Origin of the sequence: Microbacterium pumilum (genome assembly GCF_039530225.1) — a bacterium.
GTDB lineage: Bacteria > Actinomycetota > Actinomycetes > Actinomycetales > Microbacteriaceae > Microbacterium > Microbacterium pumilum.
In genome coordinates, this window is record NZ_BAAAOH010000001.1 from 1,824,262 (window position 1) to 1,845,714 (window position 21,453).

Consider the following 21,453-nt stretch of genomic DNA (forward strand, 5'->3'; position numbering starts at 1 on the left):
CGTCAGAGGAACAGCAGCCCGCGGAAGATGAGCCACACGGCCATGGCGACGGATGCCGCCGATGCCACTGAGAGAGCGACGCGATGGAAGGTCGTTCCGTCGGCAACCACCCATGCCCGCACGGTCACGACGACCAGCAGAATCGTGACCGCGATCGCGAGCAGGAGCGCGATGATGAGCGGGCGGGCGGCCACAGGCACCCCGAATCCGAGGATCAGCGGATCGGTGTTCACGATCACGAGCGCCAGGGCTCCGGCGTAGGCCAGATACAGCACCGCCGCGGTCGCCGCGACCGGCACCGCGCCTGCCGGCGCCCCGCCGCGTCGGCGGAAGAGCCACGACAGTCCGTAGACGACGGAGTACACGAGCGTCGCGATCAGCAGGACCAGGATGATCGACGGGATGCCGACCTGCACCGGCTTTCCCGACTGCACCACGTCGGTGTTGAACCGGTAGATCGCAGAGGTCGGATAGATGTCGCTGGTGGTGAGGAAGTCCGTCGGAGGCATCGCGGCGATGCATGACGAGTCCGGTTCGCTGCGGGGATCGTTCAAGAACTGCTGGGCGATGGATGCCGGACAGTCGTCGATCCAGTTCTGCCACACGGCTCCGTGGGCCATGGTCGGGAACGCGTAGAGGTAATGCCAGGCGAGCCCGGCAGCCGCCTTCTCACTGAACGCGAGCGGTGTGACGGGGTCGTACCCGCCGACGGTGAGCAGGGCGGGGATCCGGCTCGCTACCGCCTGGTTCTCGATCGCGGAGAGCGCTGGAACGTCCCAGACCTCGCAGTCACCGGGCAGTCCGCCGGGATCGACGAAATGTTCCAGGATCGGATCGTCCTCACCGGCGGCGGCGATGGCCTCAGGGTCGTTGAACGGCGCTTCCTCAGCGCACTCGACCGAGAGGTACAGCCCCTCCGTCGAGTAATCTGCCGAGTCGACACTGCTCTGCGCCAGCGGTAGCGCGCTGTCGAGATTCCCTCGCGACAGCTGGTCGATGACGAAGGGCAGGATCGGCACGAGCCGCGCGTCATACAGCGCGTCGAACAGGCCGGCAGCGACATCCGTGTCGTGCAGGTCGAGCCGCACGTCCGATCCGTCCGATGGATCCTTGACGGTGACCGACAGCGGCTTGTCGGCGACGGTGTCGAGCAGGCGTGCCAGCGTTGCTTCGAGATCGGGATACTCCTCTTCGCAATTCGCGTCAGCGGCGCACGCCGCGAGCATGTTGTCGAGGGCCGTCCGGAACCCGGCGGGCATCAGCTCGTGGCGATTCACGTTGAGCGGCAGCGTCCCGTCGAGGATGACGGAGCGCAGTCCCTCGGGGTGGTCGCGCATCATCGTCAACGCCAGGCGTGAGCCGTATGACACGCCGTAGAGGTTCCACGCGTCATAGCCGAGCGCCTTGCGCAGGTCGACGAGGTCGGCGGCGCTCTCGGCGCTCGTGTACCCGGCGAGGTTGTTTCCCTCCTCCACGAGGCGGGCGTAGCACTTCGCCGTCAGCTCGCGACGCAGGTCGTCGGCGGCGGAGCCCGTCAGCCAGACGCCGTCGACGATCCGGTGCTCGGTGTCGAGCTCGGGGCAGTCGAGCGAGGGGTCCGCCTGCGCGTCGCCGCGCTGCTCCACCAGGATGATGTCGCGACCGTCGGCTGCCCAGTCGGCGTAGTCGAGCGCGTACCACAGCGCGCCGAAGGTGCTCGAGCCCGGGCCTCCCGCGGTCGGGAAGACGAGCGGGTCGGCGGCGGGCTCGTCGGATCGGCTGGCGATCACGGCCACCGGCAGATCGAGGGTCTTCTCGGGATCGCTTCCGGGGGCGCGGCTTTCAGGTACCACGAGCACGCCGCACGTCACGCGAGACGCGTGCTCAGGCGGCACTTCGACCGGACACCTGGCCTCGGTCAGGGCGGTCCCCACCACGACGGTCGGAGCGCCCGCCGCCGTGGCGCTGGTGGAGCCTGTCGCACCGCCGAGCGGGGCGGCGACCGCGGCCGACGCCAGAAGAACGGCCGCGACGGGAAGCAGGCGGTGACGGGGCAACCGGATGTCGCGCCCGCCGGCACGCCGCCATGCCCGGCGAGTGGCATTCCTGAGCGCATCCCTCAGCGGATTGCGTGGCCGGGCCATAGCGTCACCCTAGTGAGCATCCCGTCCCGCGGACAGGAGGACGAGGCATGTGGAGCCGATCCGCCCACGGCGGCGCCGCCGTGAGCGGATCGCGTCCCGTCCGCCGCCAGTCCGGCGCAGGCTGATGGCATGACAGATGAAGCCAGGCAGACCATGTTCGACGCGGGGGCACGACGCGAGCTGCTGCATCAGCGCGTGCTCGTGCTCGATGGTGCCCTCGATGACGACAACGGCACGATGCTCGTGACGCAGCTGCTCGCGCTGGCGGCCGAGGATGAGGCATCCGACATCGCACTGTGGATCCACTCGCCAGGCGGGTCTGTGCCCTCGATGCTCGCCATCCGCGACGTCATGCGGCTCGTGCCGAACGATGTCGCGACCCTCGCCCTCGGCCTCGCATGCAGTGCCGGGCAGTTCCTGCTGTCGGCGGGCGCTCCGGGCAAACGGTGGGCGCTGCCCCACGCACGGATCCTCATGCATCAGGGATCCGCGGGGATCGGCGGGTCGGCGGTCGACGTCGAGGTGCAGGCCGACGACCTGCGGCACATGCGCGACACGGTGCTCGGCCTCATCGCCGCCGACACCGGACAGCCGGTCGAGCGCATCTTCGACGACTCCCTTCATGACCGGTGGTACACGGCCGCGGAGGCGGTGACCTACGGGTTCATCGACGGGATCGTCTCGCAGTTCTCGCAGGTCGTCCCGAGGCGTCGGCGCCCGGCAGGCCTCGGCGTGCCTGTGCCCGGGGCGACGGCATCGGCGGTGGCGGCGTGAGCGGCTATGCGATCCCGAACGTCGTCGCGCAGCATCCGCGGGGCGACCGCATCATGGACGTCTACTCGCACCTGCTCGCCGAGCGCGTCGTCTATCTCGGCACCGCGATCGACGCGGGCGTCGCCAACGCGCTGATCGCACAGCTTCTGCATCTCGACGCCGACAGCCAGGACCGCGACATCCAGCTGTACATCAACTGCGAGGGCGGCGACCCGAGCGCGATGCTCGCCGTCTACGACACGATCCAGCATGTGCGGCCGGATGTCGCGACGACCTGCATCGGCCAGGCCGTCGGCGTCGGTGCGGTCATGCTCGCCGCGGGGGCGGCGGGCAAACGTGCGGTGCTGCCGCATGCGCGGGTCGTGCTCCATCAGCCCGCGGGGCAGGGGAGGGGCGCCATCCCCGACCTGATCCTGCAGGCCGACGAGCTCGTGCGCGTGCGCGGAGAGGTGGAGGCCATCCTCGCAAGGCACACGGGTCAGGATGCCGCGAGGCTGCGTTCCGACACGGACCGCGATCGCGTCTTCACCGCCGCCGACGCCGTCGCGTACGGGCTCGTGGACCGGGTGCTGGAGGAGCGGTAGGGGCGCCGCGGGCGTTTGAGCTCCCCGCTTGAAGGAGGTTCGGCGCGTTCGTCTCGTCGCTGCGCTCCTCGCTCGACGACCGGGCGGTCGTTGAGCGAGCGAAGCGAGACGAAACGGGCCGCGCGGGCGAAGCACAGTTCAGTCGGCGGGCTTGCCCGGCCAGGTCTTGCCCGCCCATGGGTCGTAGTCGGCGATGAGCTCCTCCTGCGGCGGGCGCTCATCCTCGGGCACGTGCTGCAGGTTCACCCGGACGCGGTACCAGATCGAGCTCGAGCCGCGCATGCCGTCGATCAGCGTGTCCGCGGGGTGCAGCAGCGCCACCGCCGCAGGGTGCTTCGCCTTCCACTGCTCGAGGGCATCGACAGCCTCGGGCTTGGTCTTGGTGCGGGCGATCTCGATGAGCGGCATCGTGGACTGCCGGCGCCCGTCGCCGCCGGACGCACGTGGCGGCTTCTCGGCCGGGCCGAGTTCCTTCGCAAGCGCGAGGAGCCCGTCGAGGGTGCCGGCGGCGTCGTCGATCCCGCGGTGCGGGTCGCCGATCTCGGCGAAGCGCGCAGGCACCGAGAGCGCGGTGAACTCCTCGGGGCGGCGCACGCGCACCTCGTCCCAGTCGAGCGGAGTCGACACGCGCGCGTCGGCGAGCGGCCGGATCGAATACGCGGATGCCACGGTGCGATCCTTCGCGTTCTGGTTGAAGTCGACGAACACGCTCTCGCCGCGCTCCTCCTTCCACCACCGCGCGGTCGCGAGCCCCGGCGCGCGATTCTCGACTTCGCGGGCCAGGGTCTCGGCGGCCAGCCGCACCTGCGTGAAGTCCCACTGCGGCGCGATCCGCACCAGGATGTGCAGGCCGCGGGATCCGCTGGTCTTGGGCCAGCCGACCAGCCCCACGTGGTCGAGCACCTCGCGGGCGACCATCGCGACATCGACGATCTGCGACCAGTCGACTCCCGGCATCGGGTCGAGGTCGACGCGCAGCTCGTCGGGGTGGTCGAGGTCTTCGGCCCGCACCGGGTGAGGGTTCAGGTCGAGGCATCCGAGGTTCACCACCCATGCGAGGCCCGCGGCATCCCGGATCACCGCCTCTTCTGCGGAGGTGCCACGTGCGTAGTGCAGCGTCGCGGTGTCGACGAAGTCGGGGTGGTTCTCAGGCACCCGCTTCTGGAAGAACGCCTCCTGCTCGATGCCCTTGACGAAACGCTTCAGCACCATTGGCCGCCCCGCTGCGCCTCGCAGTGCACCATCGGCCACAGCCAGGTAATAGCGCACGACGTCGAGCTTGGTCAGCCCCGGCTCGGGGAACACGATCTTGTCGGGACTCGAGACCCGCACCTCGTGCCCATCGATCTCGAGGATCTCGCCGGCGCTCTTCGAAGGGCTCACCGGCACAACGCTACCGACGGCCTGCGACCTCGGCCAGGGGCGCGCCACCGCGTCGTTCCCGTGCTGGCTCGCCGACCCCGCACGCTGCCGACGTCACGAACGTGGCCGTTCGGCGAGCCAGCACGGGAACGCCGGTGAAACAGCGGTCAGGCGGCGAGGGCGAACGCCGCGCGGCAGCCGACGGCGGGCCGGTCGGTCGTGGCCGCACGCAGGTCGTCGACGACCGCGGCCGTGAGGTCGACGAGCGTCACCTCGAGCGCCCCGGCGACCGCGGCGATCATCTCGCTCGACGGCTCCTTGAGACCTCGCTCGATCTCGGACAGGTACTGCGGCGAGACGCCGGCGCGCTCCGCAGTGTCGGCGAGGCGCTCGCCTCGATCGTGACGGATGCCGCGCAGCCTGTCGCCGAGCGCTTCGCGCCACAGCGGCTCGGGCTGACGCGGGCGACGTGATGCCTTCGTCGGCAGCGGGATGATCTCGGCCATGGGCTCACGATAGAACGCGGTGGCCGCGGCATCCGAGTCATTCCGCTCAAAGCAGAACGGCCGCCCGGATACCGGACGGCCGTTCTGTGAAGGTGTCGCTAGTTGCGTGCGATCGCGAGGATGCGCAGGATCTCGACGTAGAGCCAGACCACGGTGACCATGATGCCGAAGCCGCCGAGCCAGCCGAACTTGCGAGGAGCGCCGTTGCGGACGCCCTGCTGGATCAGGTCGAAGTCGAGCACCAGCGAGTAGGCCCCCATGATGACGACGAACACGCCGATGATGACGCCCCACGGGATCCCGAACGGTCCTTCAGCGCTGAGCAGGCCGAATGCGCCGCCGGCGATCGGAGCGCCCGTCCACATCAGGACGAGGTTGACGAGCGAGAACACGAGGTACCCGATCATCGCGATCATGAAGATCTTGGTCGCGCGCTTCGAGGCGCGCACCTTGCCACTTGCGAAGAGGGCGAGGGTCACACCGACGACCGAGAGGGTCGCGAGGGATGCCTGCAGGACGATCCCCTCGAAGAGGAACTCGAAGTACGCCGAGATGCCGCCGACGAACAGCCCCTGGAACGCGGCGTACGCGAAGATCAGCGGGGGACGGATCGTCTTGCGCGAGGTGAAGATGACGACGAGTGCGAGCACGAAGCCGCCCAGGCCGCCGATGAGCCACGGCGCGAGGTTTGGCGTGGGGTTGTCGACCGTCACGGTCGACATGGTCCAGACCCAGCCGACAGCTGCGGTGACGACCAGGATGGCGAAGAGCCCCATCGTCTTCCAGACGGTGTCTTCCACCGTCATCCGGTCGGTCTCGACGGCACCTGCTGCGGGGGCTGCGTACATGCCCTCGAGCTGGGCCTGCGCTGCGGCATCCACGGCCGCCTGCTGGGTGGCGGCGGTCTGGGTGCGCGTGCCGATGTTCGCGGCCTGCGAGCCGCCGGGGTAGCTGTTGACGGCGCGAGGGTCCTGGAACGCCGGGTTGTTGAATGCGGGGTTGTTGAGGGCCACTGCTCTCACACTCCAAGGTCGATTGGGTCGACAGCACTGTGCTGTGAAACAACGATATCCGACGCAGCGCGCCCCGCGGGAGGGCGCCGCTGTGAGAGAGGTTTGAATCGACGGGATAGGCGATTCGGGCGGGGTTAGCCTGAAGCGGTGCTCCGGAATCGACGGCTCGTCATCGGGCACCGCGGCGCGCCCGGGTATCGGCCCGAGCATTCGCGGTCGGCCTACGATCTCGCGCTCGCGATGGGCGTCGACGGCGTCGAGCCCGACGTCGTCGTGTCGAGCGACGGCGTGCTCGTCGTGCGGCACGAGAACGAGATCTCGGGTACGACGGATGTCGCCGACCGCATCGAATACGCCGCCCGGCGCCAGACCAAGACCATCGACGGCGCCGAGCTCACCGGGTGGTTCACGGAGGACTTCACGTGGGACGAGCTGTCGACGCTCCGCTGCCGCGAGCGGCTGCCCGCGCTGCGACCCGCGAGCGCCTCATTCGACGACGCGCAGCCCATCCTGCGACTGCGTGACGTGCTCGATCTCGTCCGCGCCGGATCGGTGGAGCACGGCCGTGAGATCGCCGTCGTGCTGGAGATCAAGCACGCGACGTATTTCGCGTCGATCGGGTGGGATGTCGCAGCGCTCATCGACCGCGAGCTGCACGAGGCGGGCTGGGCTTCGGGTGAACTGCCGCTGATCGTGGAATCGTTCGAGTCGACGGTGCTGCGCCGACTGCAGGAGCGCGGCATCCCAGCGACCTACATCTACCTGCTCGAGGCCGCCGGCAGGCCGTTCGATCTGGTGGCGACGCATGGCAAGTCGGCCCCGACCTACCGGCAGACCGCCGCGCCATCCGGGCTCGACGAACTGGTGGGCGCCTTCGACGGCCTCAGTGTCGACAAGCGCATGATCCTCGCTCCCGACAGACTCGGACGCAGCTCGGGGCCGTCGGAGCTCATCGCGCACGCGCACGAGCGGGGACTGCGGGTCTTCACGTGGACCTGCCGCCCCGAGAACAGCTTCCTCATCCCCCAATTCCGCGGGCGCGGCGGGCCGGGGGCGTTCGGCGACTGGGCAGCCGAGTGGGCCATCATCCGCGATGCCGGTGTGGACGGGGTGTTCGTCGATCACCCCGATCTCGGCGTGGGCTTCTTCGGCGCCTGAACGGGCGGCCGCTCGCCCCAGCCCGCGATCGGTCCGCCGCTCGGGCCGTGCGCGCGGAGGAATGCGCGATGGACCTGCTCGCAGGCGTACTGCAGCGTGGTCGCCCACCCGATCACCTCACCGCGGAAGGTGGCGCGATAGCGCGTGTCGGTGTCGTTCATCACGCGGCGGATCTCGATGGTGCCGTACTGCTCGCCGAGGCTGTCGAGCATCCGCCACGTGCCGGTCGGCCCCTCGACGGCGGCGAGGATCGGATGCCACGTCTCCACCGGTTCCCCATTCTCCGGCCGAGAACTCGATCGTACGAGCCCAGCCCGACATGGCGCCAGGGGCTCAGAGCGGCGGTGTGCGAGGAGGAGGCGTGCGGCGGGAAGCCGTTCGCTCGAACGCCGCGGCCAGGCGGAGCAGCTCGGTGTCGTCGTACGCGCGCCCCGCGAATGTCAGGCCCACGGGCATCCCGATGTCGGAAAGGGTCCCCATCGTCGTGGTGACGGTCGGGATTCCGAGGTGCCGGATCGCGAGGTTGCCGTTCGCGACCCAGACGCCGTTGCGCCAGCCGATGTCCGCCGACGTCTCATTGACGTCCATGTCGGCCGGCGCGATGTCGGCGACCGCGGGGAAGACGACGGCGTCGAGCCCCAGCTCATCCATCCAGTCCTCGAGGTCGACGCGGCGCGTGCGCTCGAGTCCTCGGATGCCGGCTTCGAGCTCGGGGATGTCGACGAAGCTGTCGATCGGATGCCGTCGCACGAACTCGGGGTATTCGGCGATGTCGTCGTCGAAACCGGTGTAGCGGTCGGGGAGCGCGCCCGGCGGATGAGGGAAGATCCGGGAGCCGTCGATGACAGACAGATCGGGGAGGGCCGGGTCGCCGTTCGCGCCGAGGAAGTCATCCCACGCCCACGCCGAGAGATCGACGATCTCACGGGCAAGGTACGCCGGGGTGACGAGACCGCGGTTGGAGATGTTCGGCGCTCCGGCTCGGTCGCCCTCGTAGTTCGAGACGACAGGGAAGTCCACCTCCACCACCGTCGCACCGTTGGTCTCGAGGTCTCGGCGCGCCGCCTCCCATAGCGCGATGACCGAGGGCCGTGTGCGGATCCGCTGTCCGGTCGGGCCCCCGATTCCACCCGGGACGCCGGTGCCCGCCTCGTCATCGGCGTTGATGTACATCCGGGGAACGCCGAATCGCCGTCCCTCGAGCACGCGCCGGGCCGCGTCCGGCGACGACGGTGCGAGGTCCCGGTAGGAGATCGGCCGGATGACGGATGCCGCGGGGAGCTCGAGCCACGGCTGGGCCCGCCAGAAGTCGCCGCGTGCGTCCGCGTCGTCGGCGACGACGACATCGAGCACGTCGAGCAGATCCGCCACGGTCCGTGTGTGGGGCACGACGACGTCCATCGTCGGCACGAGCGGCCAGTTGCCGCGCACGGAGATCACGCCCCGAGACGGCGTGTACGCGCAGAGTCCGTTGTGGGATGCCGGACCCCGGCCGCTCGACCACGTCTCTTCGCCGAGCCCGAAGGCCGCGAAGCTCGCCGCGGTCGCCGTGCCCGAGCCGTTCGACGAGCCGGACCCGAACGGGGCCGTCAGGAAGTCGGCGTTGTAGGGACTCTCCGCGCGGCCGTAGACCCCACGCTGCATGCCGCCGTTCGCCATGGGCGGCATGTTGGTGAGGCCCAGGCAGATCGCTCCGGCTGCACGCAGCCGCTCGATCGTGAACGCGTCACGCTGTGCGACCAGGTGCTCGAAGGCGGGACTGCCGGCCGCCGCCGTGAGCCCTCGGACGAGGTAACTGTCCTTGGCCGTGTACGGGATGCCGTCCAACGGACCGAGCGAGGCACCCTGTGCTCGCCGATCGTCGGACGCCTGTGCCTCCTCGAACGCAGCCTCGTTGCGCACGACCACCGCGTTGAGCGCCGTTTCGGTGCCGGGCGGGTCGTATGCATCGATGCGCGCCAGGTACGCCGCCACGAGCTCGACGCTCGTGAACTCTCCCGCGCGGAGAGCGCCGCCCAGCTCGGCGATCGATGCCTCGACGACGTCACGCATCGACGACCTCGGTCTTCTTCGCAATGGACTCCGGCTGCGCCGGTCGCCCGCGCTTGGGGCGTTGAGTCGACAGGTGCAGCGACATCCGCTGCTCAGGATGTCGCGCCAGACGCTCCTCGGTGTGGTCGAGCCATCGCACCTCGGCCTCGACGGCGAACACCATCGAATCGACGACGAGTGCCCACGCAAGCCCCTCGGCTCCATCTGGTTCCGAGCCCGCGTACGTCGCTTCGTTCAGCTTCTGCAGCTGCGCCAGCGAAGCGGTGCGCTCCGTCTGGATCACCGTCCCGACGTCGACTCCGGGGAGGGTTGCCGCGACGGCGAGCTTGATCGCGAGTTCATTGCGTGTGCCCCGAGCCCGGTCCACCGCCGAACCGAGCCACGACGACACCTCGGCGGAACCGGCATCCGTGATCGCGTAGAAGACGTGCCCCTGAGCGTCGGTGTCGCCCTTCACGACGAGGCCATCGCGTTCGAGGCGATCGAGCGTGCTGTAGATCTGACCGACATTGAGCGGCCATGTCGATCCGGTGCGGCGATCGAACTCGGCGCGAAGCTGATAGCCGTAGCAGGGGCCCTGGTCGAGGATCGCGAGCAGACTCTGCCGCACCGACATCGTCGTCTCCCTGCGCTCCGGCGGGAGATCGACGCCGCGAACTCCCGCTTATGTACGTACGCAGTATATGCATCTGCGGCGGGCTCCGGTCGCGGTGTCACTGCGCCGCGACCCTCATCGTGATGTATTTGCGTATAGAGGTAATTGCGCTATTATGCAAGTATGGCGGATCAACTCAGTGAGGTCTTCACGGCGCTGGCCGATCCGACCCGGAGGGCGATCCTCGAGCGACTCGCAAGGGGAGACGCGACGGTGGGCGAACTCGCCGAGCCGTTCTCGCTCACCCTGCCGACGGTCTCGCGCCATATCGCAGTTCTCGAGCGGGCGGGGCTGGTCCGCAAGCGCCGGCGCGGCCAAGAGCGCGCCTGCACGCTGGACACCGCGCGGATGCGCGAGGCGGAGGGCTGGATCGCCGAATACCGCGAGTTCTTCGAGCGCAGGTTCGATGCGCTCGATCGCCACCTGAGCAGTCACGCTCGACACGAGGAGGAGACCCATGACTGATATGCCGACGACCGAGGTCGTCCACGAGTTCGCCGTGTCGCGGTGGTTCGACGCACCGCCATCCGCCGTCTTCAGGGCGTGGACGGATCCCGCGGAGTTGGAGTGGTACCTCAATCCGGAACAGCCTCGGCCGCCGCAGCCGATCGAGGTGGACCTCCGCGTCGGCGGGGCGTGGCGGGTGCCCATGGTGATCGACGCTGAAACCGACTACATCACCGGCGGCATCTATCTGGAGATCGTGACGGATGAGCGGCTCGTGTTCGCGTGGGGAGCGGTGGACGGCTGGCCGAAGCTCGACCTCGCCGACCTCGAGGCCGGACCCATCGCAACGCTCGACCTGCTCGAGCGCGACGGCGGGACCGAAGCCACCCTGACCGTGCGGCTGCCGGAGCATCTTTCGGCGCCCGAGGTGCAGCGCTGGCTGAACCTCGGCATCCGGCAGGGCTGGACGCAGACCTTCGAGCGCCTCCAGCTCTGAGACTCGGCGGTTGGCACACCGGCGGCGCGAGCCGGCGCGGGTCAGCTCCCGGCCCGTGCAGCAGTCGCGCATCGCGGCCACGACCGGGGGCGGTTACGCGTCCCGGCTGTCGAGGAAATTGCGGAATCCGGCCCTCGCGCCCGCGGAGGAGACCTACTCTCTCGTCATGACAACATCTCCGCCCGCGATCGCCACGACCGGAGAGTTGCGCGCGTCGGGGCATACTTATCGGCCGCTGCGCGTCGAGCTGCGCGAGAACCTTCTGTCGGCCCTCGCCGACGGACACGATCCCTGGCCGGGCATCCACGGCTTCGACACCACGGTGATCCCTCAGCTCGAACGGGCCCTCCTCGCCGGGCATGACATCGTCCTGCTCGGCGAGCGGGGGCAGGGCAAGACGCGACTGCTGCGCAGCCTCGGGGGTCTGCTCGACGAGTGGTCTCCCGTCATCGCCGGATCCGAGCTGGGTGAGCATCCATTCCACCCCGTCACCCCGGCATCCGTCCGGCGGGCGTCCGAGCTGGGCGACGAACTCCCGGTGGAGTGGCGTCACCGCGACCAGCGGTATGTGGAGAAGCTCGCGACTCCCGATACCTCGGTGGCCGACCTCATCGGCGATGTCGACCCGATCAAAGTCGCCGAGGGTCGCTCGCTGGGCGACCCCGAGACCATCCACTACGGGCTCATCCCGCGCAGTCACCGCGGCATTGTCGCCATCAACGAGCTGCCTGACCTCGCCGAGCGCATTCAGGTCTCTCTGCTGAATGTCATGGAGGAGCGCGACATCCAGATCCGCGGCTATGTGCTGCGTCTCGGCCTCGACGTGCTCCTCGTCGCCACCGCGAACCCCGAGGACTACACCAACCGCGGGCGCATCATCACGCCGCTGCAGGACCGGTTCGGGGCCGAGATCCGCACCCACTACCCGCCGACGATCGAAGAGGAGGTCGCGGTCATCCGCCAGGAGGCAGACCTCGTCGCCGAAGTGCCGGCACACCTGCTCGAGGTGCTGGCGCGATTCACTCGCAACCTTCGCGAGTCGGATTCCGTCGACCAGCGCGCAGGCGTGTCTGCGCGCTTCGCCATCGCGGGGGCGGAGACGATCGCCGCGGCCGCGCTGCACCGCGCGACGCGTCAGCACGAAGAGGTCGGCGTGGCGCGACCCGTCGACCTCGAGACGGCCGTCGACGTCCTGGGCGGCAAGATCGAGTTCGAGACCGGCGAGGAGGGTCGCGAACGCGCCATCCTCGAGCATCTGCTGCGCACCGCGATCGCTGAGACGGCCCGCACGCATCTGCGGGGCATCGACGCCCGAGCGCTGGTGGACGCGCTGCACGACGGTGCGACCGTCATGACGGGCGAGCAGGTGCCCGCTGCCGAGGTGCTTGCCGCGATGCCGGTGCTCGGCGAGTCCGACCTGTACGACGAGGTGGCCGAGCGGCTCGGGGCGCAGACGCCGGGCGAGCGGGCGGGCGCGCTCGAGCTGCTGCTCGAGTCGCTCTACCTCGAGCGACGGATCAGCAAGGACAGTGCTGCGGGGGAGACGGTGTATGGCTGAGGCCCAAGTCATGATGCGACTCCGGCCCCTGAGCCCGATCCGGTCCCTGAGCCCGAGCCGGTCCCTGAGCCCGATCCGGTCCCTGAGCCCGATCCGGTCCCTGAGCCTGTCGAAGGGTCCGGCCTCGCCTCGGGCGCTTCAGGCTCGGCGACCGATGGCCGCTCACCGACCGGGGTGGAAGGGCCGCTGATGGTCCGAGGGTTCCATCGCGCACCCGCGCACACCAACCGGTACGGACGCTACGACGGCGGCCCGGACCCGCTCGCCCCGCCCGTCCCCGTGCAGGAGGCGCTGGAGGCGATCGGGCGCGAGGTCATGTCCGGCACCTCGGCCGAGCGCGCGATGCGCGAGTACCTGCGCCGTGGCACCCGCGACCAGCAGGGTCTCGACGACCTGGCGCGGCGAGTGCGGGAGCGGCGCGCCGACCTGGTGCGCCGCCACCGGCTCGATGGCACTCTGGAAGAGGTTCGGCAGCTCCTCGAACATGCCGTGCTCGAGGAGCGCAAGCATCTCGTCCGCGACGTCGACATGGATGATGACGACAGATCGTTCGCTGAGATGCGGCTCGAGAACCTGCCCCCCAGCACCGCTGCGGCCGTGAATGAGCTGTCGGACTACGACTGGAAGAGCCCCGCGGCGCGTGCGGACTACGAGCGCATCAAGGAGCTGCTCGGCCGCGAGCTGCTCGACCAGCGGTTCGCCGGCATGAAGAACGCGCTCGAGGGGGCGACGGATGCCGACCGCCAAGCCATCCGCGACATGCTGGCCGACCTCAACGAACTGCTCGAGAAGCGCCGACTCGGAGAGGACACGGCCGAAGACTTCGACGATTTCATGCAGAAGCACGGGGACCAGTTCCCCGAGAACCCGCAGAACCTCGATGAGCTGCTGGATACGCTGGCGGAGCGCTCGGCTGCGGCCCAACGGATGCTGAACTCGATGACTCCCGAGCAGCGCGAGGAGCTCATGAACCTCGCAACCCAGGCATTCGGGTCGCCGGAGCTCATGGAGTCGCTGTCTCGTCTCGACGACAACCTCCGCTCACTTCGACCCGGCGAGGACTGGAGCGGCTCGGCATCGTTCTCCGGCGACGAGCCGACCGGTCTCGGCGAGGCCACCGGAATCATGCAGGACCTCTCCGACCTCGACTCACTCACGGATCAATTGGGCCAGTCCTATCCCGGTGCCCGGATGGACGACATCGACGTGGATGCGCTCGCGCGACTCGTCGGCGATGATGCCGCCGTCAGCGCCCGCGCTCTGCGTGACCTGGAGCAGGAGCTGAAGGACACCGGGATGCTGCAACGTGCGTCCGACGGCGCGCTCCGGCTCACGCCCCGAGCCATGCGACAGCTCGGCCGCGCGCTGCTGCGCGACATCGCCACGCGCCAGTCCGGTCGCACCGGTCGCCGCGAGACACGCCATGCCGGCGCAGCGGGGGACCGCACCGGTTCCACGCGGGAGTGGGCGTTCGGCGACACCGAGGCGTGGGACATCCCGCGCACGGTCTCGAACGCCGTGCTCCGAACGATCGCCGACGGCGGCGACGCGTCAGCGGGTGTGAGGCTGCAGACGCACGACGTCGAAGTGGTCGAAACCGAGGAACGCACGCAGGCGGCGGTCGCGCTGCTCGTCGACACGTCGTTCTCGATGGCGATGGATGGGCGATGGGTCCCGATGAAGCGCACCGCGCTGGCTCTGCACCACCTCATCTCCAGCCGCTTCCGCGGCGACAGTCTGCAGCTGATCGCGTTCGCCCGGTACGCCGAGGTGATGGACATCGAGCAGTTGACGGCAAAGGATGCCGTGTGGGACAAGGGCACGAACCTCCACCACGCCCTGCTGCTCGCACAGCGGCACTTCCGGCGAAACCCCACCGCGCAGCCTGTGCTCCTCATCGTCACCGATGGTGAGCCGACCTCCCACCTCGAACCGGACGGTCGCGTGGAGTTCGCCTACCCGCCGGATCCGCGCACCGTGGCGGTCACGGTGCGCGAGCTCGACACCGTGCAGCGGCTCGGCGCGCAGACGACCTTCTTCCGGTTGGGTGACGACCCGGGCCTGGCACGGTTCATCGACGCGCTCGCCCGTCGCGCCGGCGGCAATGTGGTCGCGCCCGAGCTCGACGACCTCGGTCGAGCGGTCGTGGAGAGTTACCTCAGTGGCCGCCACGCCGGCCGCGGTTCACCCGAGGACTTCGGTGAGATGCTGCGCGGAAGATCGTGGTGGTGACACTCAGTCCTCACCGACGCTGAGCGGGCGCGACTAGAACCAATGGCCCGAGTTCACGCCTTTTCGGTGATGCATGTTGCCCGCGTCGATGGGGTTCGATTCGTGGTCGATCAGTGCCTGCACCCACGCGGGCTGCTGGTCGATCGACACTGATCCGGCGCCGGCGGTGAAGTACGCGGCGACCGGCGCGCTCGCGATGAATCGGTTGGCGACAGCCCCGCCGATCTCCGAGTGCAGCATTGCGTCTCGCGGGAGCACGTCGCGCATCAGCGCAGCGAGCGTCTGCGGGTCTTCGGATGTGGCTGCGCCCCATGCTTCGGGGAGAAGCGGGACGACTTCCTCGAGCAGCCCCTCACGCTGCGTCCTCGAAAGTTCGCCGAACACCTCGACATGAGCGTGATCGGCGACGCCGCGGGGAATGACGCTGAGGAGGTAGCCGTACCGAGTGATCAGGTCATCCTGCGACAGTGCCTGTCGCTTGTGCTGTGCTTTCGTCACGTGGCACCCCCTGATCTTGCAGGCCGCCAGGATACTCCCGCCAGCGCGGACTGAACAGGGAACCGCTTGGCCCGACGCTGCCCTCAATCTCCACCGGGACGCGATCCGCGGCGTCGCGCGACCACGATCGCGACGGCGATCAGCGCCACCCCGATCAGGAGGACGATCGGACCGATCGTCGCCCACAGAGAGGAACCGCTCATCGCCGACCCGCGCAGCACGTCGAGTCCCTGCAGGGTCCACACCAACCCGATGGCGCTCAAGATCACGCCCGGAACGAGGAACGGCCAGATTCGCTTCACAGACCCACGATAGTTCGGCGGCTGTCCATCTGGTCGGAAGATCCATTGACGTGACCGGTACCCTGAGCCCGTGACCGTCGCCGTCCGCCCGGGCCGCCCGCTCCGGTGGGCCCTCGCGCGATGGTGCTCGCGTCGATGAAGCCGGAAGGGAGTCGATCATGAAGCTGCTGCTGACGTCGGGCGGAGTGACGAACGACAGCATCCGCGAAACGCTGGTCCAGCTGCTGGGCAAGCCGTTCTCCGAGTGCCGGGCGCTGTTCATCCCGACGGCGCAGTGGGGCCAGCCCGCGTGCTCGCCCGAGACGGTCTGGATGTCGACCGCGGGCCGCTGGCCAGGGGAGACCGGTCTGCCCGAGCTGGGCTGGAAGTCGGTCGGGGTCCTCGAGCTCACCGCGCTGGCGAGCATCGGCTCGGACCGGTGGGTGCCGTGGATACGCGATGCGGACGTGCTGCTGGTGGACGGCGGCGAGGCGATCTACCTCTGCCATTGGATGCGACAGTCCGGGCTGGTCGACCTTCTGCCGTCGCTGAGCGAGAAGGTCTGGGTCGGGGTGAGCGCGGGCAGCATGGTGATGACGCCTCGCGTCGGCCGTGAGTTCCTCGATTGGCAGCCCGACGGGGGTGACGAGACGCTGGGCGTCGTGGACTTCTCGATCTTCCCCCACCTCGACTACCCGGGCTGGTCGAGCAACACCCTCGAAGCCGCCCGCGAGTGGGCGACGAGGATCCCGGGTCCGGCGTACGCGATCGACGATCAGACGGCGATCTCCGTCGTCGACGGCGTCGTGAACGTCATCTCCGAAGGTCACTGGGAACTCCTCAACGCCGGGCCCGCGCTGGTCGCGGGGTCGCCGGGCCGATGACGCTTCCGGCTTGTCGTCGGCCCCGGGTAGATTGCGGACGGCTGCTCGCAGATCGCAATCAGCTTCGAAAGGTCGCGGATGTCGGACACCACCTGTCACATGTCGATCTCGCTCGACGGATTCGTCGCCGGCCCTGATCAGAGTCGCGAGCATCCGCTCGGGAAGCGCGGACTCGAACTCCACACCTGGCACATCGGCGACCCGCGCGCCAACGAGGCGGACGAGATCGCGGCGGGCTGGTTGATGCGCCCACGCGGCGCGTACGTGATGGGGCGCAACATGTTCGGGCCGATCCGCGGCGAGTGGGAGGAAGACTGGCGTGGCTGGTGGGGGCCTGAACCGCCGTATCACGCGCCGGTGTTCGTGCTCACCCACTACGCGCACGAGCCGATCGCGATGGAGGGCGGGACGACGTTCTACTTCGTCACCGGCGGTTTCGATGCGGCCTACGCGCAGGCGCGGGAGACAGCCGGCGACAGCGGCGTAGACATCGCGGGTGGGGCGTCCACCGTCCGGCAAGCGCTCGCGGCCGGGGTCGTCGACGAGCTCACCTTGGACATCGCCCCCGTCCTGCTCGGGTCCGGCGAGCGGATCTTCGAGGGCGTCGACGTCTTCGGGTTGGAACCCGTCGAGGTGCTGCATTCGCCGCTGGCCACGCACATCCGCTTCCGCCGCGACGTCCGCACATAGGGGAGCCTGTCAGCCGCGCAGCGCGAGCGCAAAGGGGAACACCCGCGTCGCGCCGGCTCGGCGCAGCTCGCCTGCGGCCATGGTCATCGTCCACCTGCTGTCGATGAGGTCGTCGACCAGCAGCACGGGACCGGCCGGAACGTCGAGACGGGCGGCGCTCAACCGCCGCCACACGCCGGCGAGGCGGAAGGCGCTGTTGCCGCCGGGACCGCCCGTCGGACCGCCGTCCACGAGCTCGAGGGCGCCGAGCATCGGCATGCGCCCGATGTCGGCGATCCCGCGCGCCAGTGAGCCGACCAGCTGCGGCTTCGATCGCGACGGCATCGCCACGACGGCGACGGGACGCTCGGTCCACCCCCAGTCGGCGAGGACCCGCACGCAGGCGGCGAGCACATTCGGCGGAACCGGGGCATCTGCGGCACCCGCCGCGAACATCTCGCGCAGCGTTCCTCCCCACCCGAGGTCGGTGAGTCGAGCGAGTGCCCTCCCCTCGTCCGACTGCTCGTCTGCGGGGATACGGCCCCGCACAGGCACGCCGAGGCGGTCGGCACCCGTCGGCCATTGCCGCCGCGGTTCGACCGGCACGCCGACTCGATCGAGGGCGGCGGATGCGGCATCCGTCGCGTCTTTGCCGATCGAGGTCGGAAACCATGCTCCCGCGCAGTTGTCGCAGCGACCGCACGGCGTGGCGGTGTCGTCGTCGAGGGAGCGCTGCAGGAACTCCATCCGGCACGCGCGGGTCTCTTCGTACTCGATCATGTGCTGCTGCTCGGCGACGCGTTCGGCTGCGATCCGGCTGTAGCGATCCTCGTCGTAGGTCCATGGCCGACCGGTCGCGATCCAGCCGCCCTGCACGCGCGCGACCGCGCCGTCGACGTCGAGCACCTTCAGCAGCAGCTCCAGCGGAGTGCGACGGATGTCGACCATGGCCTCGAGCGCCGGGGTCGACAGTGGCGTGCCGGAGGCCGACAGGGCCGAGAGCACGCGCTCGGCTCGATCGCGGTCCGGCATCGATGCCGTCGCGAAGTAGTGCCAGATGTCGCGGTCTTCGACACCGGGGAGGAGGAGCACATCGGCCGACGCGGTGGCGCGGCCGGCGCGCCCGACCTGCTGGTAGTACGACACCGGCGACGAGGGTGCGCCGAGATGGATCACGAAGCCGAGATCGGGCTTGTCGAATCCCATGCCGAGAGCGCTGGTCGCGACGAGCGCCTTGACGCGATTGTCCTTCAGGAGCTGCTCGGACTCCTCGCGCTCGTCGGTATCGGTCTGACCTGTGTACGCGCGCACCTCGTAACCGCGGTCGCGCAGCAGCCGGGCCGTGTCGTTCGCGGCCGCGACAGTGAGCGTGTAGATGATGCCCGAGCCGGGCAGATCGCCGAGGTGGCTGATGAGCCACGCGAGCCGGCTCGGCGCATCGGGCAGCCGCAATACGCCGAGTCGCAGGGAGGTGCGTGCGAGGGGTCCACGGATGACCAAGACGTCCGGCGAGCCTCCGCTCTGATCCAGTCCGCCGAGCTGCTCTGCGACATCCGCCACCACCCGGCTGTTGGCGGTCGCGGTCGTCGCGAGCACGGGAACACCCGCGGGTATGCGCGCGATGAGGTCGCGAAGCCGTCGATAGTCGGGACGGAAGTCGTGCCCCCAATCGCTGATGCAGTGCGCCTCGTCGACGACGAGCAGTCCGATCCGAGGAACCAGCTGTGGAAGCTGCTCGTCGCGGAACGCCGGGTTGTTGAGCCGCTCGGGAGACACCAGAAGTACGTCGACCTCGTCGCGGTCGAGCTGCGCGAGCACGTCACTCCACTCGTGCGCGTTGGTGGAATTGATGGCGACTGCCCGCACTCCCGCACGCTGCGCCGCGGCGATCTGGTCGCGCATGAGAGCCAACAGCGGTGACACGAGCACTGTCGGCCCGGCGCCGCGCCGGCGCAGGAGCAGCGTCGCGACGAAGTACACCGCCGACTTGCCCCACCCGGTGCGCTGCACGACAAGTGCCCGGCGGCGGCCATCGACGAGAGCTTCGATCGCCTCGAACTGGCCGTCGTGGAACGCGACATCGGCGCGGCCGACGAGCGTGCGAAGCACATCGAGCGCCTCGGCCGGCGCGGCCGTCGTAGAAGTCATGCGCTCAACCTTGCCTCATCCCACTGACGCGACAAGCCGTGCACGGTCGAAAGCCGTCCGGTCAGCGCGTCATGGACGTCCGAGACCGGACTCCGACGAGGGCCATGGGACCCGCCGATTCGCATCAAGGGCAGCTTCCGCGGCGCGGCGCCCTTCAGCGATGAGTCGCGGGATGTCGCGCATCGTCCACTGGGCCATCCGCTCCATCTCGGGCTGGATCAGCACGACGGACGGGTCGTTCGCGAGGTCGGCGGTCTGTGTGACCGTGCGCATCATCCTGACGTTCTCCCACTTGGCGTGCAGGTGAACGACGATCACACGTTCCGCACCGAGTTCACGCGCGGCGGCGTGCGGCACGTTGTCGACCATTCCGCCGTCGGCGAGGACGCGGCCGCCCAGGCGCACCGGCGGCAGGAGCCCCGGCACCGCGATCGTCGCGCGCAGGGCAGAGCTGAGTGGTCCTTTGTCGATCGTGACCGCGTGACGGGTTCGAAGGTCAGTCGCAACGGCACCGAAGCGGCGCGGCAGGTCTTCGATGCGTGGGTCCTCGCCGAGCAGTCGGGTGACGGCATCCGTCACGATACGTGTGTCGAGCAAACCCCACCGCGGCTGGAACGTCCATCGCGCAATCCGATTCCAGCGGAACCGTCGCGTGATCCGCTCGATCTCGTCGCCGTCCAGGCCCGCGGCGAACGCCGATCCGACGAGTGCACCGGAACTCGTTCCCGTGACGATGCCGGGACGGATGCCCCGCTCCTCGAGCACCTGAAGGACGCCGACGTGTGCTGCTCCGAATGCACCACCGCCGGCGAGGGTGATCGCAAGGCGAGGGTCGTCGACCTGCGATCGGGTTTCACCGTGCACAAGGGCACGTTATCCCGCGAGTCGTCTGCGTGGTTAGGTGATCCCGTGCGGTCGCGGGAACGGGCACCGCCGCACCGGAGATTGAGACGCGCACTGGTCCCCGCGGCAGTTGACCGGTTAGGTGAATGGGCATCCAGGGGGTTGTCCGGTTAAGGTGCGGTTGACTGGAGAGGTCGACTGACCGCGAGCGTGAGGAGTGCGATGCCTGAGTGGCTGATCGTCGTGCTCGGGGTGGTCGGCGGGCTCGTGCTGTTGTGGTTGTCTTTGATCGGGTTGCTGTGGGTGCAGCAGCGTCGAACGGGTTCCGCCGTGGATTGGCGAGCGATGATGCGGCTGGTTCCGGACGTGATTCGTTTGGTGAGGCGCCTTGCGACAGATCCTGCGGTGCCGCGCGCGACCCGGTGGTGGTTGTCGGGGTTGCTGGGCTACTTGCTCCTGCCTTTCGATCTCGTGCCGGATTTCATCCCGGTGCTGGGGTTCGCCGACGATGCGGTCGTCGTGGCGATCGTGTTGCGATTCGCGATTCGTCATGCCGGGCCGGACGCGGTCGAGCGTCACTGGCCAGGCAGTGCAGAGGGCCTCGCAAGCGTGCTCAGGCTTGCGGGACTGACGTCACGCACGTCTCCGACGGTTGGTCAGCCTCCCTCCGACGGCGAGAGGTGAACCACAAGACCGTCGCTGATCGCGTTGCCCAGCCACGGGGCATCGAGCCTCAACGCATCAACGGGCCCACCAGACCTAGACGCGACGGCGGGAGTCGAACTGAAGCCGGGCGTCAACGACGAACGACAAATGGCCGCGAAAACCGCGCAATTCCGCGGAACGTGAGGCTTGGTTGATGCTTCTCGATCACGCCGATCGGGGGTCGTTCTCGCGAAAGTGTGGGCAAAGTGTGGGCAAGTTTGGCTACTGCCGAGTGCGACCCGCTGGCGCGAGTGGAAGATGTCGACCTCGAGGCAGTTAACCCAGCTCGATCGAGACTGTCGCACATCCGAATCGCTCCGTGCAGTGCCTTCGCGGCGTAAGCGCTGCCTGAGGAACGCCACGCGAGAGCGTGGGACGGCTCCCATGTCGCTGGCCACCCGCATGCTGATCTGTTGCCCGGAAGCTCCGCGCAGTAGAGAGACGCTCATGACTCATTCCGCGCGG

The 21,453-nt window shown here is 69.0% G+C and carries 21 protein-coding genes; 10 read left to right on the top strand and 11 right to left on the bottom strand.

Annotation, left to right across the window (positions count from 1 at the left end; all coding sequences use genetic code 11):
* Window positions 1-2: 2 nt before the first annotated feature.
* Window positions 3-2,123: an alpha/beta fold hydrolase gene (locus ABD188_RS08055; RefSeq protein ID WP_344060248.1), complete on the bottom strand. Its 2,121-nt coding sequence runs from the start codon at window positions 2,121-2,123 to the stop codon at window positions 3-5.
* Window positions 2,124-2,252: 129 nt separating this feature from the next.
* Here ABD188_RS08055 and ABD188_RS08060 point away from each other — a divergent pair, with 129 nt between their 5' ends.
* Both ABD188_RS08060 and ABD188_RS08065 read left to right on the top strand, forming a co-directional pair.
* Window positions 2,253-2,897 carry a ClpP family protease gene (locus ABD188_RS08060; RefSeq protein WP_344060250.1) on the top strand — a complete coding sequence of 215 codons (645 nt, stop codon included), beginning with the start codon at window positions 2,253-2,255 and terminating at the stop codon, window positions 2,895-2,897.
* A complete protein-coding gene (locus ABD188_RS08065; protein ID WP_344060252.1) occupies window positions 2,894-3,481 on the top strand; it encodes a ClpP family protease in 588 nt (195 codons plus the stop codon). The genes ABD188_RS08060 and ABD188_RS08065 overlap by 4 nt, the downstream gene beginning before the upstream one ends.
* 138 nt (window positions 3,482-3,619) lie before the next feature.
* Here the strand turns inward: ABD188_RS08065 and ligD are convergent, their stop codons facing one another.
* The 3 genes from ligD to ABD188_RS08080 all read right to left on the bottom strand — a co-directional run bounded on the left by ligD (window position 3,620) and on the right by ABD188_RS08080 (window position 6,362).
* Window positions 3,620-4,864 carry a non-homologous end-joining DNA ligase gene (ligD, locus tag ABD188_RS08070; RefSeq protein ID WP_344060254.1) on the bottom strand — a complete coding sequence of 415 codons (1,245 nt, stop codon included), beginning with the start codon at window positions 4,862-4,864 and terminating at the stop codon, window positions 3,620-3,622.
* Between the two features lie 146 nt (window positions 4,865-5,010).
* Window positions 5,011-5,349: a helix-turn-helix domain-containing protein gene (locus ABD188_RS08075; protein WP_344060255.1), complete on the bottom strand. Its 339-nt coding sequence runs from the start codon at window positions 5,347-5,349 to the stop codon at window positions 5,011-5,013.
* Between the two features lie 98 nt (window positions 5,350-5,447).
* Entirely contained in the window at window positions 5,448-6,362 is a 915-nt protein-coding gene (locus tag ABD188_RS08080) for a Bax inhibitor-1/YccA family protein (protein ID WP_344060256.1), read from the bottom strand.
* A 147-nt stretch (window positions 6,363-6,509) separates the two neighbouring features.
* Here ABD188_RS08080 and ABD188_RS08085 point away from each other — a divergent pair, with 147 nt between their 5' ends.
* Window positions 6,510-7,520 carry a glycerophosphodiester phosphodiesterase family protein gene (locus ABD188_RS08085; RefSeq protein WP_344060259.1) on the top strand — a complete coding sequence of 337 codons (1,011 nt, stop codon included), beginning with the start codon at window positions 6,510-6,512 and terminating at the stop codon, window positions 7,518-7,520.
* Here ABD188_RS08085 and ABD188_RS08090 read toward each other — a convergent pair.
* The 3 genes from ABD188_RS08090 to ABD188_RS08100 all read right to left on the bottom strand — a co-directional run bounded on the left by ABD188_RS08090 (window position 7,484) and on the right by ABD188_RS08100 (window position 10,188).
* Window positions 7,484-7,789: a hypothetical protein gene (locus tag ABD188_RS08090; RefSeq protein WP_344060261.1), complete on the bottom strand. Its 306-nt coding sequence runs from the start codon at window positions 7,787-7,789 to the stop codon at window positions 7,484-7,486. The two genes, ABD188_RS08085 and ABD188_RS08090, sit on opposite strands and share 37 nt — an antisense overlap.
* A 64-nt stretch (window positions 7,790-7,853) precedes the next feature.
* On the bottom strand, window positions 7,854-9,572 hold the full coding sequence (locus tag ABD188_RS08095) for an amidase (protein ID WP_344060263.1): 1,719 nt from the start codon (window positions 9,570-9,572) through the stop codon (window positions 7,854-7,856).
* Window positions 9,565-10,188: a PadR family transcriptional regulator gene (locus ABD188_RS08100; protein ID WP_344060265.1), complete on the bottom strand. Its 624-nt coding sequence runs from the start codon at window positions 10,186-10,188 to the stop codon at window positions 9,565-9,567. Before ABD188_RS08100 ends, ABD188_RS08095 begins: the two co-directional genes overlap by 8 nt.
* A gap of 162 nt (window positions 10,189-10,350) precedes the next feature.
* On the opposite strand from ABD188_RS08100, the gene ABD188_RS08105 reads away from it, so the two are divergent.
* The 4 genes from ABD188_RS08105 to ABD188_RS08120 all read left to right on the top strand — a co-directional run bounded on the left by ABD188_RS08105 (window position 10,351) and on the right by ABD188_RS08120 (window position 14,960).
* Window positions 10,351-10,692 (top strand): ArsR/SmtB family transcription factor, encoded by a 342-nt coding sequence (locus ABD188_RS08105; RefSeq protein ID WP_344060267.1) that lies wholly within the window; start codon window positions 10,351-10,353, stop codon window positions 10,690-10,692.
* Window positions 10,685-11,170, top strand: coding sequence for an SRPBCC family protein (locus tag ABD188_RS08110; RefSeq protein ID WP_344060269.1), 486 nt, complete (start codon window positions 10,685-10,687; stop codon window positions 11,168-11,170). Before ABD188_RS08105 ends, ABD188_RS08110 begins: the two co-directional genes overlap by 8 nt.
* A gap of 166 nt (window positions 11,171-11,336) precedes the next feature.
* A complete protein-coding gene (locus ABD188_RS08115) occupies window positions 11,337-12,728 on the top strand; it encodes a MoxR family ATPase (protein WP_344060270.1) in 1,392 nt (463 codons plus the stop codon).
* Window positions 12,729-12,917: 189 nt separating this feature from the next.
* Window positions 12,918-14,960: a vWA domain-containing protein gene (locus tag ABD188_RS08120; RefSeq protein ID WP_344060272.1), complete on the top strand. Its 2,043-nt coding sequence runs from the start codon at window positions 12,918-12,920 to the stop codon at window positions 14,958-14,960.
* 33 nt (window positions 14,961-14,993) lie between these two features.
* On the opposite strand, the gene ABD188_RS08125 is transcribed toward ABD188_RS08120, so the two are convergent.
* Together ABD188_RS08125 and ABD188_RS08130 are read right to left on the bottom strand one after the other, a co-directional pair.
* On the bottom strand, window positions 14,994-15,458 hold the full coding sequence (locus tag ABD188_RS08125; RefSeq protein ID WP_344060273.1) for a hypothetical protein: 465 nt from the start codon (window positions 15,456-15,458) through the stop codon (window positions 14,994-14,996).
* An 83-nt stretch (window positions 15,459-15,541) separates the two neighbouring features.
* On the bottom strand, window positions 15,542-15,760 hold the full coding sequence (locus tag ABD188_RS08130) for a hypothetical protein (RefSeq protein WP_344060275.1): 219 nt from the start codon (window positions 15,758-15,760) through the stop codon (window positions 15,542-15,544).
* A gap of 158 nt (window positions 15,761-15,918) precedes the next feature.
* On the opposite strand from ABD188_RS08130, the gene ABD188_RS08135 reads away from it, so the two are divergent.
* Both ABD188_RS08135 and ABD188_RS08140 read left to right on the top strand, forming a co-directional pair.
* Entirely contained in the window at window positions 15,919-16,623 is a 705-nt protein-coding gene (locus ABD188_RS08135) for a Type 1 glutamine amidotransferase-like domain-containing protein (protein WP_344060278.1), read from the top strand.
* Between the two features lie 78 nt (window positions 16,624-16,701).
* On the top strand, window positions 16,702-17,313 hold the full coding sequence (locus tag ABD188_RS08140) for a dihydrofolate reductase family protein (RefSeq protein WP_344060281.1): 612 nt from the start codon (window positions 16,702-16,704) through the stop codon (window positions 17,311-17,313).
* 9 nt (window positions 17,314-17,322) lie between these two features.
* Here ABD188_RS08140 and ABD188_RS08145 read toward each other — a convergent pair whose 3' ends face one another.
* Window positions 17,323-19,440 (bottom strand): RecQ family ATP-dependent DNA helicase, encoded by a 2,118-nt coding sequence (locus ABD188_RS08145; protein WP_344060284.1) that lies wholly within the window; start codon window positions 19,438-19,440, stop codon window positions 17,323-17,325.
* A 69-nt stretch (window positions 19,441-19,509) separates the two neighbouring features.
* Window positions 19,510-20,304 (bottom strand): patatin-like phospholipase family protein, encoded by a 795-nt coding sequence (locus ABD188_RS08150; RefSeq protein ID WP_344060287.1) that lies wholly within the window; start codon window positions 20,302-20,304, stop codon window positions 19,510-19,512.
* Between the two features lie 201 nt (window positions 20,305-20,505).
* Here ABD188_RS08150 and ABD188_RS08155 point away from each other — a divergent pair, with 201 nt between their 5' ends.
* Window positions 20,506-20,967: a YkvA family protein gene (locus ABD188_RS08155; protein ID WP_344060290.1), complete on the top strand. Its 462-nt coding sequence runs from the start codon at window positions 20,506-20,508 to the stop codon at window positions 20,965-20,967.
* Window positions 20,968-21,453 lie beyond the last annotated feature (486 nt).

Bases quoted from the DNA above. Each gene is read 5' to 3' on its own strand.
- ABD188_RS08055 (WP_344060248.1), bottom strand. From the start codon at position 2,123: ATGGCCCGGCCACGCAATCCGCTGAGGGATGCGCTCAGGAATGCCACT.
- ABD188_RS08060 (WP_344060250.1), top strand. From the start codon at position 2,253: ATGACAGATGAAGCCAGGCAGACCATGTTCGACGCGGGGGCACGACGC.
- ABD188_RS08075 (WP_344060255.1), bottom strand. From the start codon at position 5,349: ATGGCCGAGATCATCCCGCTGCCGACGAAGGCATCACGTCGCCCGCGT.
- ABD188_RS08095 (WP_344060263.1), bottom strand. From the start codon at position 9,572: ATGCGTGACGTCGTCGAGGCATCGATCGCCGAGCTGGGCGGCGCTCTC.
- ABD188_RS08100 (WP_344060265.1), bottom strand. From the start codon at position 10,188: ATGTCGGTGCGGCAGAGTCTGCTCGCGATCCTCGACCAGGGCCCCTGC.
- ABD188_RS08105 (WP_344060267.1), top strand. From the start codon at position 10,351: ATGGCGGATCAACTCAGTGAGGTCTTCACGGCGCTGGCCGATCCGACC.
- ABD188_RS08110 (WP_344060269.1), top strand. From the start codon at position 10,685: ATGACTGATATGCCGACGACCGAGGTCGTCCACGAGTTCGCCGTGTCG.
- ABD188_RS08115 (WP_344060270.1), top strand. From the start codon at position 11,337: ATGACAACATCTCCGCCCGCGATCGCCACGACCGGAGAGTTGCGCGCG.
- ABD188_RS08120 (WP_344060272.1), top strand. From the start codon at position 12,918: ATGGTCCGAGGGTTCCATCGCGCACCCGCGCACACCAACCGGTACGGA.
- ABD188_RS08135 (WP_344060278.1), top strand. From the start codon at position 15,919: ATGAAGCTGCTGCTGACGTCGGGCGGAGTGACGAACGACAGCATCCGC.
- ABD188_RS08140 (WP_344060281.1), top strand. From the start codon at position 16,702: ATGTCGGACACCACCTGTCACATGTCGATCTCGCTCGACGGATTCGTC.
- ABD188_RS08145 (WP_344060284.1), bottom strand. From the start codon at position 19,440: ATGACTTCTACGACGGCCGCGCCGGCCGAGGCGCTCGATGTGCTTCGC.
- ABD188_RS08155 (WP_344060290.1), top strand. From the start codon at position 20,506: ATGCCTGAGTGGCTGATCGTCGTGCTCGGGGTGGTCGGCGGGCTCGTG.